This is a genomic window from Glycomyces sp. YM15, assembly GCF_016918015.1.
In the GTDB taxonomy this organism is placed as follows: domain Bacteria; phylum Actinomycetota; class Actinomycetes; order Mycobacteriales; family Micromonosporaceae; genus Glycomyces.
In genome coordinates, this window is record NZ_JAERMK010000022.1 from 1 (window position 1) to 12,912 (window position 12,912).

Consider the following 12,912-nt stretch of genomic DNA (forward strand, 5'->3'; position numbering starts at 1 on the left):
AGAAAACGATCCGACAAGCTCAACCCGGCGGAAGCCTCCCACAGCGCCAAATCGAAGGCGACGATAGCCCAGAGGATGAAGATCCGACTCCCTAGCTCACCGAGACACGTCTAATGCCGGGATAACGTCGGTAACCCATGGCGGTTCCCCCGGTGGTGTTCGAGTGCGAGGCGCTGGCGGCCGGTGGCGGTGAGGGCGAGTCGGTCGATCCGCCAGGGCTGGTCGGTGCGGCAGTGCTGTTTGAGCCAGGCTCGGGCGAGCCGCTCGATTCGGTGGAGCTTCTCGCCGTCCACTGCGCCGAGCGGGCCTCCGTACCGGTGGGATCGGCGGGTCTTGACCTCGCAGAAGACGACCGTGTCGGCGGAGCGGGCGATGAGGTCGAGTTCGCCGAGGCGGTGCCGCCAGTTGCGGGCGAGGATCTGCATCCGGTCGCGTCGGAGGTGTGCTGCGGCGAGCCGCTCGCCGAGACGACCGAGCTGGTGGGGGCTGAGCCGTCTCAGGTTCACGGTGGGTTCGGTGCGCGGCGGTGCGGGCGCGAGCGCGGTCGGCGCGGATCGGTTCATCGGCGGGCCTCCGGCCTGCCGGGGCGGGGGAGGAGGCGGACCTTGCCCATGCCGAAGAGCAGCATCGGGTCGAGGTAGAGCGGGCCGCGTTTGAGTCCGAGGTGGAGGCACGTGTGGCCGGGGCAGGAGGCGTGGCCGGTCTGGAGGCGACCGATCGTCTGGCCGGCGGTGACGGTCTCGCCGGCGGCCACGAGCGGTTGGACCGGTTCGTAGGTGGTGCGGAGTCCGTTGTCGTGGACGATGCTGACGACGCCTCGTCCGGCGAGGTCGTCGGCGAAGACGACCGTACCGGGGCCTGCGGCGGTGACGGGGAGGTCCGCTCCCGCGGCGAGGTCGACGCCCCGGTGACCCGCCAGCCACGGTTCGGGCGGAGGGTCGAAGCGGGTGAGGAGGTCGAGGGCGCCGACCGGAGAGCGCCAGGGGCCGGATGCGGGGGTGTGCGGGGCGCCGGCCGGTTCGGCTCTGGTGATGGTGGGTGTGAGGATCGCGGCGGCGGCCAGGAGCGATGCGGTTATGAGACTGACGATCATTGCGTTGTGTAGTTGTCGCATGACTCAATGCTGACGCTGGTGCCCGGTTTCGGCAACAGAAAGTTCTCCGGCTGTGGATAACGCTGTTCGCGTGGTCCTCACCTGCTCGGACGCTTCATCATGTATCGAATTTCTTGAGTCTTTCGGCGTGCGCGGCCCGCCCTGGCCGTCCATTGCGTCTGTCACTGCGGTCCACCGCGTTCGTGGTGCGCGGGCGGGCCTGAGTACACTGATCGGAGCGGTACGGAGCCTTTGTGCGCCGAACCGACTTCGCGCGCTCACCGCGGCCCGACCTCCATCGCACGTCCTTCAGGGGCGCACTGCGATGGGCGCGGTCCGGCCCTAGCGATCTCCCAGGTCCGGGACTTCCCGGTTGCAGATCGTCGGAGGCGAGCGCCAGGCGCGGGACGCCCGGACTTCGGGCGCCTCCCGCGAATGAACCAGGGAACGAAAGGAACACAACCGTGTCGGTTGTCACTATGCGCCAGCTCCTCGAGAGCGGCGTGCACTTCGGTCACCAGACCCGTCGCTGGAACCCGAAGATGAAGCGGTTCATCCTCACCGACCGCAACGGCATCTACATCATCGACCTGCGCCAGTCGGTCGACTTCGCGGTCAAGGCTCACGACTTCGTCAAGAACGTCGTCGCCGAGGGCGGCGAGGTCCTGTTCGTGGGCACCAAGAAGCAGGCCCAGGAAGCCGTGGCCGAGCAGGCCCAGCGCGTCGGGATGCCCTTCGTGAACCACCGCTGGCTCGGCGGCATGCTCACCAACTTCCAGACGATCCAGAAGCGCCTCATGCGCCTCAAGGAACTCGAGATCATCGAGGCCAACGGTGCGGCCAACCGCACCAAGAAGGAAATGCTCCAGCTCATGCGCGAGAAGGACAAGCTCGAGCGCACGCTCGGCGGCCTCCGCGACATGGAGAAGACCCCGGCCGCGATCTGGATCGTGGACACCAAGAAAGAGCACATCGCCGTCGACGAGGCCCGCAAGCTCGGCATTCCGATCGTCGCGATCCTCGACACCAACTGCGACCCCGACGAGGTCGACTTCCCGATCCCCGGCAACGACGACGCCATCCGCTCCGTCGCCCTGCTGACCAAGGTCATCGCCGACGGTGTCGCCGAAGGCCTGCTGGCCCGCTCCGGCGGCCAGGTCGAGAAGGGCGAGGGCGAGCCGCTCGCCGACTGGGAGAAGGAACTTCTCTCCACCGACGCCGCCGAAGCCGCCGTCGAGGCCGCAGAGACCACCGAAGAGTCCGTGAAGGTCGTCGAGCCGTCCGGCGAGAAGACCGTCGAAGACGAGAAGTAAGAAGGGGAGCAATGGCCAACTTCACGATGGCTGACGTCAAGAAGCTCCGGGAAGCCACCGGCTCCGGGATGATGGACGTCAAGAAGGCCCTCGAAGCGGCTGACGGCGACTACGACGCCGCCCTTGAGGCCCTGCGCATCAAGGGTGCCAAGGACGTCGGCAAGCGCGCCGAGCGCACCACGGCCCAGGGCCTGGTGGCGCAGTCCGGCAACACGCTGCTCGAGCTGCTGTGCGAGACCGACTTCGTCGCCAAGAACGGCGCGTTCATCGAACTCGCCCAGACGCTGGTCGAGCTGGCCGACGAGGTCCGCCCCGCGGACTCCGAGGCGTTCGCCAAGGCCGAGCTGAACGGCAAGTCCGTCGCCGAGGTCGTCGCCGAGGAGTCGGTGAAGCTCGGCGAGAAGATCGCCCTCGGGCGCGTCGGCTCGCTCGAAGGCGATGTCGCGGTCTACATGCACCGCAAGGCCGCCGACCTCCCGCCGGCCGTCGGCATCATCGTCTCGTACACCGGTGACGCCGAGGCCGCCCGCCAGGTCGGTATGCAGGCCGCCGCGATGCGTCCGAAGTACCTCACCAGCGACGAGGTCCCGGCTGAGATCATCGAGGCCGAGAAGCGCGTCGCGCTCGAGACCGCCAAGGAAGAGGGCAAGCCCGAGCGCGCCTGGGACAAGATCGTGGAAGGCAAGGTCAACGCCTACTTCCGTGACTTCGCCCTGCTCTCGCAGACCTCGGTCCTCGACAACAAGAAGACCGTGTCCCAGGTGCTCGCCGAGGCGGGCACCGAGGTCACCGGATTCATCCGCTACGAAGTCGGCCTGGAGTAGCGAGTAGCCCGCACGCGCGGACTACACTGGCTCCAGCCGTGAGCAAGGAAGGGGCGGCGGCTCAGGCCGCCGCCCCGTTCCATGCCCGGGGAAAGCAGCCCCGGAACGCATCGCCGCCGCCGAGAGCGGCCGAAGCGAGCCGGGCCGGGCGCGGGCAGTACGGTCAACGGCAGCGCAGCCACCGAGCACACAGCAGAGCAGGGGAGTGCCATGAGTCAAGACACGTATCGCCGGGTCGTGCTGAAACTGTCCGGTGAGGCCTTCGGCGGCGGCGCCGTCGGCGTCGACCCCGATGTCGTCCAAGCGGTCGCGCGGCAGATCGCGGCCGGTGTGGCCGCGGGGGTCCAGGTCGCGATCGTCGTCGGCGGCGGCAACTTCTTCCGCGGCGCCGAACTCCAGCGCCGCGGCATGGACCGCGCCCGCGCCGACTACATGGGCATGCTCGGCACCGTCATGAACTGCCTCGCCCTCCAGGACTTCCTGGAGAAGGAAGGCGTCGACACCCGCGTCCAGACCGCCATCGCCATGGCCCAGGTCGCCGAGGCCTACCTGCCGCTGCGCGCCATCCGCCACCTCGAGAAGGGCCGGGTCGTCATCTTCGGCGCCGGCGCCGGGATGCCCTACTTCTCCACCGACACCGTCGCCGCCCAGCGCGCCCTCGAGATCGGCGCCCAGGTCGTCCTCGTCAGCAAGAACGGCGTCGACGCGGTCTACACCGCCGACCCGCGCACCGACCCCAACGCGCAGCGACTCGACGACATCACCTTCGATGAGGCCCTCAAGCGCGAGCTCATGGTCGTCGACCAGGCCGCCTTCAGCCTCTGCAAGGACAACGCCCTGCCGATGCTCGTCTTCGGCGCCGACGACGACGGCAACCTCCGCCGCGCCATCGTCGGCGAACAGCTCGGCACCCTCATCCACGCCGCCGACTGATCCGCGCGGACGCCGGCCGCCCCCACGAAACCGGCCGCGTCCAATGACATCCACGCCACCGAGCCACGCCGCCGGGACGGTACGGTCAGAAGTGCTGTCAGGCCGCGAGAGAATGTGAGAAAGCCGTGATTGACGACACCCTCCTCGAAGCCGAGGAGAAGATGGAGCGGGCCATCGAGCACGCCAAGGAGGAATTCGCCGCCATCCGCACCGGCCGCGCCTCCTCTTCCATGTTCAACCGGATCACCGTCGATTACTACGGTGCGCCGACCCCCATCCCGCAGGTCGCCTCCATCGCGATCCCCGAGCCGCGCATGGTGATCGTCAAGCCCTTCGACGCCTCCCAGATGAAGGACATCGAGGACGCGATCCGCAACTCGAACCTCGGCGTCAACCCCTCCAACGAGGGCACCCAGCTCCGCCTGAACCTGCCTCCCATGACCGAGGAGCGCCGCCGGGAGATGATCAAGGTGGCCAAGACCAAGGGCGAGGACGCCAAGATCGCCATCCGCAACGTCCGCCGCAAGGCCAAGGACGAGATCGGCAAGGCCGTCAAGGACGGCGAGGTCTCTGAGGACGAGGGCCACTCGGCCGAGAAGGAACTCGACGACCTCACCGGCCGTTTCGTCAAGAACGTGGACGAGCTCATGAGCTCCAAAGAGTCCGAGCTGCTCGAGATCTGATGAACGCCCTTCCCGACGGTTCGCCCGGCCGTCGCCCCCACCCGTCGCCGGACGGGCGAGGGCCCGGCGCCGCCGAGACCGACCACGAGGACCGGGGGCCCAAGGCCGGCCGCAACCTGCCCGTCGCCATCGGCGCCGGCCTCGGCATGGCCGCGGTCGTCCTGGCCTCGCTCCTGATCTGGCCGCCCGCCTTCCTCGGCGTCGCCGTCATCGCCGTCGCCGTCGCCTGCTGGGAGACCGGCGCCGCGATGCGCAAGGGCGGCAGGAACGTCCCGGTGATCCCGCTGGCCGCCGCCGGCGCGCTCATCGTGGTCCTCGCCTGGTTCGGCGGCGCCACCGGACTGCTGCTCGGCACCGCCGTCGGCGTGGCCGCCCTGTTCGTGTGGCGCCTCTCCGAAGGCGCCACCGGCTACCGCACCGACACGGCGGCCGCCGCGCTCCTGCTCGTCCAGGTCCCGTTCCTGGCCGGGTTCATCATGCTGCTGGCGACCGCCGAGAACGACGCCGCACGATGGATCGACGGCGCCGCCGCGCAGGTCATCATCGCGCTGTTCACCGTCGTCTGCTCCGACACCGGCGGCTACACCGCGGGTGTCCTGTTCGGCCGCCACCAGATGACCCCGCGCATCAGCCCCAAGAAGTCCTGGGAGGGCCTCGGCGGGTCCGTCGTGGTCGCCGCCCTGGGCGGTTCGGTCACCCTTTGGTGGTTCTTCGACGTGCCACTGTTGTTGGGCGTGGCGTTCGGCGTGTGCGTGGCACTGGCCGCTACGTTGGGGGACCTGTCCGTCTCGCTGTTGAAGCGTGATCTCGGTATCAAGGACATGAGCAATCTCATTCCCGGGCACGGCGGCATCATGGACCGGCTCGACTCGATCCTCATGGTCGCCCCGGTGGCTTACGTGTGGTTCCGTTACCTGCTCGGGTGATGTGTCCTGATTGGTGTATCCGTTGAAGGAGGACCCGGGGTGAATTCCATGATCCGGGGTTGGCGGGTTCCGGTCCTGTCATGCGAGACTAGGTCGTGACATGTCTGTAGCACTCACGTTGACCGAACCGCGCCCCCGCAAGGCTGCGCCGCGACACCTCGCCGACCTCGATCTGGCCGGGTGCCAGTCCGTTCTCTCCGAGATCGGGCAGCCCGCCTTCCGCGCCAAGCAACTGCGCCAGCAGTACTTCGGCCGCCACGTCGGCGACGCGTCCCTCATGACCGACCTGCCCGCCGCTTCGCGCGGGGCCATCGGCGAGGCGCTGCTCCCGCAGCTGCTCAGCCCGGTCCGCGTCGACTCGTGCGATGACGGGAAGACCGTCAAGGCGGTGTGGCGCCTCTACGACGGCGCGCTGGTCGAGTCGGTCATCATGGCCTACCCCGACCGCGTGACCGCGTGCGTGTCCTCACAGGCCGGCTGCGGCATGGCCTGCCCGTTCTGCGCCACCGGCCAGGGCGGCCTCGACCGCAACCTCACCACCGCCGAGATCGTCGACCAAGTGGTCGCCGCCGCGCGGATCGCCGAGGAGCGCGGCCTGGGACGGCTCTCGAACATCGTGTTCATGGGCATGGGCGAGCCGCTCGCGAACTGGGCCCGCCTCAAGAGCGCCCTGCGCCTCATCACCGAGCCGGTGCCCGACGGGATCGGGCTCTCCGCCCGCAACATCACCGTCTCCACCGTCGGCCTCGTGCCCACCATCAAGAAGCTCTCGGAGGAGGGGCTGCCGGTGACGCTGGCGGTCTCGCTCCACGCCCCCGACGACGAGTTGCGCGACGAGCTCGTCCCCATCAACACCCGCTGGAAGGTCGCCGAAGTGCTCGACGCGGCCTGGGAGTACGCTCGGGTGACGAAACGTCGTGTTTCGATCGAGTACGCGATGATCAGGGACGTCAACGACCAGCCTTGGCGGGCGGACCTCCTCGGGAAGCTGCTCGCGGGCAAGCTCGTGCACGTCAACCTGATTCCATTGAACCCGACTCCGGGAAGCCGCTGGGACGCCAGTCCCAAGCCGGTCGAGGCGGAGTTCGTACGGCGGCTGCGGGCCGCGGGTGTGTCCACGACGGTGCGCGATACGCGCGGCCAAGAGATCGACGGCGCCTGCGGGCAGCTGGCCGCTTCGGTCCGGGAGGCCGGCACGCCCGGCCGCGCCGGAGCGAAGCCGCTCGGCGCCTCTGGCACCGAGGATTAGGCGGAGAAGGGTGGCTGGGTAGTGGCGAGTCATGGTGACCGGTTCCGGCGCCGGGCGTTGAGCCGGGGCTACAAGGTCGACGAGGTCGACGCGTTCCTCGACCGTGTCGAGGCGACCCTCGCCGGGGAGCCGGTGGGCAGCCCCGTGTCGGCCGACGAGGTCGACGACGTCGTCTTCAGAGTCCGCTTCGGCGGCTACGACGAGTGGCAGGTGGACGTCTACCTCGACCGGGTCGCGCGCCAACTCGCCGAGCTCGAGGAGCGCGGCGTCCTCGGCACCGCCCCCGCCCCCGACTACGGGAAGGCCGAGGTCAACTCGGCGCCCGCCCCGCCGATGCAGGCGACCCCGGGCGCGCGACGCGCCCCCGAACCCCAGGCGACGCAGGTCATCCCCGCTGCGACCCAGGCGATTCCCGCGCACGAGGTGATGGCCGCCCGCGAGATGGCGTCCCCGCCCCCCGCCCCCGAACCCGTCGGCCGCGGACGCGGCGCCGCGCGCGCCGCTGCGGCCCCGCCCGACAGCGAGGGCTTCGGCGACCTGCGCGGCGGTGACGACGAGGGCTTCGGTTTCCTCGCCGGTCCCCCCGACGACGACTACGACGACCCGTTCGCCAAGCGCGGCGGAGCGAACCGCGGTGCGGGCCAGGACTTCGGCCGCGGCGGCCCGAACGACTTCGGCCCCGGTCAAGGCGAGTTCGGTCCCGGCCAGGGCGAATTCGGACGCGGCGGCCAAGGCGAGTTCGGTCCGGGCCAGAGCGACTTCGGGCGCGGGCAGGGCGAATTCGGTCCGCCCCGCGACGACTTCGCCCAAGGTGACTTCGGTCCGGGCCAAGGCGAGTTCGGCGGCCAGCGAGGCCCCAACGGCGGCAGCGGCTTCGGCCCGCGCGGCGGGACTCCCGAACCGGGCGGCTTCGGCAACGAGTACGGTGCCCCCCGCGGGCCCGAGCCCGTGCGCGGCGACTTCGCCCCGCCCACGCAGGCCGTGCCGCGCGCCGGGATGCCGATGCACGACGGCCCGCAGGCCGGTCCGATCCCGCACGGCGCCACCGAGCAGCTGCCGCTTCAGTCCGACCCGCGGCGCGGGGGCTTCGCGCAGAACGACGTTCCCGGCGGCCCGTTTAGCCAGAACGACGGCCCGGCCGGATTCGGCCCCGGTGAGGGTCCGGGCGGTTTCGCCCCGAACGACGCCCCCGGCGGTTTCGGTCAGAACGACGCGCCCGCCTACGGTCCCGGTGACGCCCCAGGCGTCTACGGCCAGGGCCGGCGGTCCGCTCCCGAGCCCGCCCCCGGGTTCGGCGCGGCCTACGACGACGAGTTCAGCGACACCGGGAGCCGCCGCGGCGCGCCGCAGCCGCCGCCGATGCAGCAGCCGCCCATGCAGGGAGGCCACCAGGGCCCGCCGTCCGGTGCGATCCCGCAGGCCGGTCGCTACAGCCAGCCCGAACCCGAGCCGATGCCGCCCGCGGCGCCCACCCAGGCGATCCCGCAGAACCTTGTGAACGGCATGGGGCAGAACCCGGTGGGCCGCCCCGAACCGCAGCAGTCCGACCCGTACGGGGCCCCTCGTGGCCGCGAATACGGGCAGGGCGGCTTCGGCCAGCAGCCGCCGCAGGAGGACACCGGATACGGTCGCCGCGCGGCCGCACCGAGCCCGCCGATGCAGCAGGGCTTCGACCGCGTCCCGCAGCAGCACGAGCCGACGGGCGGCTTCGGCGCCCCCGCCGGTCCGCCTCCCGGTCCCGCCGAAGGCGGCTTCGGCCAGCAGCCGCCGCCGCCCGTCGAGCCCGTCGGTGGCGGGTTCAGCCAGCAGGGCGCCCCGCGCGGTGCGGCGACCCCGCCGGACTTCGGCCGTCGCAACCCGTATGAAGGACGCGGCTTCGAGGCCCCCAGCCGCCATGGCCGCGAGGAGATGACGACCGAGATGCGGGCGTCCGACTCCCCGTTCACCCCGGACGACGTGCAGCGCCTGGAGCAGATGCGTCGGGCCTTCCAGCCGCGCCGCTTCGGCTCGGGCTACGACCCCGGCCAGGTGGACCAGATGTTCGACGCGGTCTCCGCGGCGATGACCGGGCGCAACCCGGTCCCGCTCTCGGACCGCGAACTCGACACGAGCCAGTTCTCCCTGGTCCAGGGCGGGTACTTCGAAGCCGAAGTGGACTCGGCGCTGCGCGAGGTGCGCGAGATGTTCGCCCGCCGCGGCATGATGCACTAGCCCAGACGACGAGGAAGGGGCGGGCCCGCGATCGCGGACCCGCCCCTTCGTGTTCGAGGCCCGGTGCGCGCCGCGCCCCGGGACGGCGCCTAGCGCAGGCCGGTCTTGCGCATCCAGGCGTCGGTGACGATGACGCCGAGGAGCACCACGACGGTGATGCCGATGAAGACGTCCTCGATCCAGCCCTGGTGGTTGCCGAACAGGTACGCCAGGTTGATGACGATGGCGACGCTCAGCGCGGTGTACAGGGCCTTGCGGCTGGTGGGCTTGCGCTGCGCGGGCGAGAGCACCTGCTCTTCTGCGGCCATGTGACTTCCTCCGACATCTTCGTTGTTCGGGCACAGTCTCCCACGCCACAAGGGCGAACGTCCCGGCCCCGTCGGAGCTGTGACTTGTAGGCTGGAACGGTCGTCGTCCACTTGTCCGGAAGGGTCACTGTGCGAATCACCGGTACTGGCCACGCCAGCATGTTCATCGAGACCGCCGCGGGGTCGATCCTGTGCGATCCCTGGGTGAACCCCGCCTACTTCGCCTCCTGGTTCCCCTTCCCCGACAACTCGCAGCTCGACTGGGACACGCTCGGCCGGGCCGACTACCTGTACGTCTCGCACCTGCACCGCGACCACTTCGACGAGGCGAACCTCTCGGAGCACATCAGCAAGGACACGACGGTGCTGCTGCCGGAGTACCCCACTTCGGAGCTGGAGTCGGAGCTGCGGGCCCTGGGCTTCCACAAGTTCATCAAGACCGTCTCCGAGGAGATCGTGGAGCTCCCCGGCGGCGTCAAGGTCATGATCCAGGCGCTCACGAGCCCCACCGACGGCCCGATCGGCGACTCGTCGCTGTGGGTCGAGGACGCCGACGGCACCCGCATGCTCAATCAGAACGACGCGCGCCCCACGGACATGAGCGTGTTCCTGCAGCACGGCAAGATCCACGCCCACCTGCTGCAGTTCTCGGGCGCGATCTGGTTCCCGATGGTCTACGAGCTGCCCGACAACGCCAAGCGCGCCTTCGGGAAGCAGAAGCGCGAGCGCGGCTTCGACCGCTCGCTGCGCTACATCGACGACGTCAAGGGCGACTGGGTCTTCCCGATCGCGGGCCCGCCCTGCTTCCTCGACGACTCGCTGTACCGGTTCAACGACGTGTTCGGCGACGAGGGCAACATCTTCCCCGACCAGATGTCCTACGTGGACTGGCTGGAGGAGCAGGGGCGCAAGCAGAACATCATCCTGCTGCCCGGTTCCGTGGCCGAGGTCAGCGCCGACGGCTCCGCCTCGGTCGTGCACCCCGTCGACGACCTGCGGGCGTGGTTCGACAACAAGAAGCAGCACCTGGACGAGTACAAGGAGCGGATGCGGCCGCGCCTCGAAGCCGAGAAGGCCTCCTGGTCGCACCCGGAGATCGACGTCCTCGAAACGCTGCGCGAGCGCATCGAGCCCCTTATGGAGTCGGCCGAGCACATCGCCACCGGCATCGGCGGACCCGTCCGGTTCGACCTCACCGCGGCCGACTCCGAAGAGGTGGTCGAGTCGATCGTCTTCGACTTCCTCGAGCGCAAGATCTACCACGACGACGGCGCGAAGGTCCGCTACCGCTTCCGCACCGAGCGGCGCCTCATCGAGCACCTGCTCCACATCCGCGAGGTCGACTGGGTGAACTCGCTGTTCCTGTCCTGCCGTTTCACGGCCGCGCGCATCGGCCAGTACAACGAGTACGTGTACGCGTTCTTCAAGTGCCTCTCCGAGGAGCGCCTGCAGTACGCCGAGGGCTGGTACGCCGAGCAGCGCCCCGACGACGAGGACATCTCGGTGCAGGGCTGGCAGTTCCAGCGCCGCTGCCCGCACCTCAAGGCCGACCTCTCGGTGTTCGGCAAGGTCGAGGACGGCGTTCTGACCTGCCAGATGCACGGCTGGAAGTGGAATCTGAGCTCCGGCAAGTGCATGACCTCGGTCGGGCACGACATCCGAAGCGCTCGCGCTGAGGATGCGTGAGTGGAGCCAAGCGCTCACGCTGAGGACACACGAGCTGAATAGCGATCCGAAGGCCGCGCCGGCGATGTCAGCGGGAGCAAATCCAGGGTGCGTTGCTGTCGTGGGGGTTGGTTGTCGGTCGCGGTTATCGCGGTCAGAGCGGTCAGAGCGGTCAGAGCGGTCAGAGCGGTCAGCGACGGAGCGGTGAGGATCGGGTCGGGGCGTGATGCCGCCGTGCGGGCTGGTTGCCGGTTGCGGTCAATGCGATCAGCGACTGGAGTGGTGGGATTCAGGAGCGTTGCCGTCACTGAGGCCCGACTCGGGGTCCTGGCAGGAGTTGGGGCCCTCTCCGCGATAGCGGCTCGGGCCGGAAACGGGACCCGGGCGGGACTTGGGTTCCTGGCCTTGCGGCGCACTGGGGCCCTCACCGCGCTTGAGGCCCCGGGCCGGAATCGAGCCGTTGCCCCTGTTGCTGTTGCTGGAGCGGTGCGCTCGTGTCGCTGACGACGTCGGTGGCGGTGGTGGCGCTGGTGGTGCGGGCCGGGGCTGGTGGTCGCTACCGGCAGGGCCGGGTGGGTCCGGCCTGATGCCGCAGCGGCGGGGCGGTTGGCGGCACGGGAGCGGTCAGCCGCCGAGTTCGGCTCGGTTGCGCTCTTGTCCATGTCCATGTCCATGTCCATGTTCGTGTGCATGGTCGTGGTCCTCACGCCTGTGTCGCCTCCTTCCCGCTGCTCTACTTGCTTCCCTCGCTGGCCCTGCTGGTCTTGCTGGTCTTGCTTCGGCTTCCGGTTCTGGCCCTTCGGCTTTCGCCTGGCCGCGCGCCGTTCCTACCGGGGACGCGTGCTGGTGCCTGCCGTCCCTGAGGGAGTGGTGCGGCCGCCCGGTGGTCTTCCGGGTGGTTGCCGGTGGCGGGTTCGCCTCCCGAGGATCGCTTTCTGTTCCTCGGGGTCCGTCCTGCAGTCGCGCGGGCTTGCGGGCGTGGCGCTGCCGGGACGGGGTGGTGTTCGCCATGGACGTGCTTGCGGTGTCGCCGTGCCGAGTCCTCTATTCGCTCGGTGTGGCCTCACCGCTGACGCTGGCGGGTCGTGCTCGAATCGCGTATGCCGTCGTGTACGGCATCGCCTTCTGGTTGGGGTGATCCCAACTAGGATCGTCCACCCAGTCACGGCCCATCGGGGGCGCGGACAGCTGCGGGCGATGGCACGGGGGTGAGATCGGACGCCTCCAGTGGAGGAGCACCCTGGCTTGCGGGGTCGTCGCCTCGAAACAAGTCGGTTTGTCGGATCGGCCAGAGGCTTGTCGTAGTCTGCATGCACCTACCCCGACACCTGTACAAATTCCCTGTCCCTGTACGTACTCTCAAGTATCCGCGTTCCCGGCTACGCCCGCAACACCCACACGGGGACAGAGTCCTCACGTTCCATCCCGGATCACCTGGGCCGCAAGCAAAGACGGCCCCGCACCCCGCGCCCGGGCGTGTCACTGCATGTCCGCCCGGCTCCACGGCCCGACCCGAGCTCCGAGGCAGGTCCTACGCCGCTACGCGCCTTGTCGTCGCCGCCCGGTTTGAGCGCAACCCGCTTCGCACCGGTAGCCCCTTTCGTGGGGCGGGAAGTCGTGTGCGAGGCAGGCGCCAGAGAGCACCGCCAGAGAGCACCGGGGCAAGCAGCGCGCTCGCTCGCCACATCAAGCAAGACGAGCGAGCCT

General features: G+C 69.6%; 11 protein-coding genes. 8 read left to right on the plus strand and 3 right to left on the minus strand.

From position 1 onward, the window contains the following. Window positions 1-110 precede the first annotated feature (110 nt). Together JHY01_RS21035 and JHY01_RS21040 are read right to left on the minus strand one after the other, a co-directional pair. The gene (locus JHY01_RS21035; protein ID WP_205327660.1) at window positions 111-563 is read right to left on the minus strand and encodes a YraN family protein; all 453 of its coding nucleotides are present in this window, start codon (window positions 561-563) and stop codon (window positions 111-113) included. Further along, window positions 560-1,114, minus strand: a complete 555-nt coding sequence (locus JHY01_RS21040; protein ID WP_205327661.1) for a M23 family metallopeptidase — start codon at window positions 1,112-1,114, stop codon at window positions 560-562. Before JHY01_RS21040 ends, JHY01_RS21035 begins: the two co-directional genes overlap by 4 nt. Before the next feature lie 443 nt (window positions 1,115-1,557). Here JHY01_RS21040 and rpsB point away from each other — a divergent pair, with 443 nt between their 5' ends. The 7 genes from rpsB to JHY01_RS21075 all read left to right on the plus strand — a co-directional run bounded on the left by rpsB (window position 1,558) and on the right by JHY01_RS21075 (window position 9,232). Then, window positions 1,558-2,406, plus strand: a complete 849-nt coding sequence (rpsB, locus tag JHY01_RS21045; RefSeq protein WP_205327662.1) for a 30S ribosomal protein S2 — start codon at window positions 1,558-1,560, stop codon at window positions 2,404-2,406. An 11-nt stretch (window positions 2,407-2,417) separates the two neighbouring features. Next, entirely contained in the window at window positions 2,418-3,230 is an 813-nt protein-coding gene (tsf, locus tag JHY01_RS21050; RefSeq protein ID WP_205327663.1) for a translation elongation factor Ts, read from the plus strand. A 210-nt stretch (window positions 3,231-3,440) separates the two neighbouring features. Beyond that, window positions 3,441-4,163 carry a UMP kinase gene (gene pyrH / locus JHY01_RS21055; RefSeq protein ID WP_240193061.1) on the plus strand — a complete coding sequence of 241 codons (723 nt, stop codon included), beginning with the start codon at window positions 3,441-3,443 and terminating at the stop codon, window positions 4,161-4,163. Window positions 4,164-4,288: 125 nt separating this feature from the next. Then, on the plus strand, window positions 4,289-4,846 hold the full coding sequence (gene frr / locus JHY01_RS21060) for a ribosome recycling factor (RefSeq protein ID WP_205327665.1): 558 nt from the start codon (window positions 4,289-4,291) through the stop codon (window positions 4,844-4,846). Further along, entirely contained in the window at window positions 4,846-5,772 is a 927-nt protein-coding gene (locus tag JHY01_RS21065; RefSeq protein WP_205327666.1) for a phosphatidate cytidylyltransferase, read from the plus strand. Before frr ends, JHY01_RS21065 begins: the two co-directional genes overlap by 1 nt. Before the next feature lie 100 nt (window positions 5,773-5,872). Next, entirely contained in the window at window positions 5,873-7,021 is a 1,149-nt protein-coding gene (gene rlmN / locus JHY01_RS21070) for a 23S rRNA (adenine(2503)-C(2))-methyltransferase RlmN (protein ID WP_205327667.1), read from the plus strand. A 21-nt stretch (window positions 7,022-7,042) separates the two neighbouring features. Further along, window positions 7,043-9,232 (plus strand): DivIVA domain-containing protein, encoded by a 2,190-nt coding sequence (locus JHY01_RS21075; protein WP_205327668.1) that lies wholly within the window; start codon window positions 7,043-7,045, stop codon window positions 9,230-9,232. Window positions 9,233-9,321: 89 nt separating this feature from the next. Here JHY01_RS21075 and JHY01_RS21080 read toward each other — a convergent pair whose 3' ends face one another. Beyond that, window positions 9,322-9,540 (minus strand): hypothetical protein, encoded by a 219-nt coding sequence (locus JHY01_RS21080; protein WP_205327669.1) that lies wholly within the window; start codon window positions 9,538-9,540, stop codon window positions 9,322-9,324. A gap of 129 nt (window positions 9,541-9,669) precedes the next feature. Here JHY01_RS21080 and JHY01_RS21085 point away from each other — a divergent pair, with 129 nt between their 5' ends. Continuing rightward, window positions 9,670-11,226 carry a Rieske 2Fe-2S domain-containing protein gene (locus JHY01_RS21085; protein ID WP_205327670.1) on the plus strand — a complete coding sequence of 519 codons (1,557 nt, stop codon included), beginning with the start codon at window positions 9,670-9,672 and terminating at the stop codon, window positions 11,224-11,226. Window positions 11,227-12,912: the final 1,686 nt, after the last annotated feature.

Bases quoted from the DNA above. Each gene is read 5' to 3' on its own strand.
- JHY01_RS21035 (WP_205327660.1), bottom strand. From the start codon at position 563: ATGAACCGATCCGCGCCGACCGCGCTCGCGCCCGCACCGCCGCGCACC.
- JHY01_RS21040 (WP_205327661.1), bottom strand. From the start codon at position 1,114: ATGCGACAACTACACAACGCAATGATCGTCAGTCTCATAACCGCATCG.
- tsf (WP_205327663.1), top strand. From the start codon at position 2,418: ATGGCCAACTTCACGATGGCTGACGTCAAGAAGCTCCGGGAAGCCACC.
- pyrH (WP_240193061.1), top strand. From the start codon at position 3,441: ATGAGTCAAGACACGTATCGCCGGGTCGTGCTGAAACTGTCCGGTGAG.
- JHY01_RS21065 (WP_205327666.1), top strand. From the start codon at position 4,846: ATGAACGCCCTTCCCGACGGTTCGCCCGGCCGTCGCCCCCACCCGTCG.
- rlmN (WP_205327667.1), top strand. From the start codon at position 5,873: ATGTCTGTAGCACTCACGTTGACCGAACCGCGCCCCCGCAAGGCTGCG.
- JHY01_RS21080 (WP_205327669.1), bottom strand. From the start codon at position 9,540: ATGGCCGCAGAAGAGCAGGTGCTCTCGCCCGCGCAGCGCAAGCCCACC.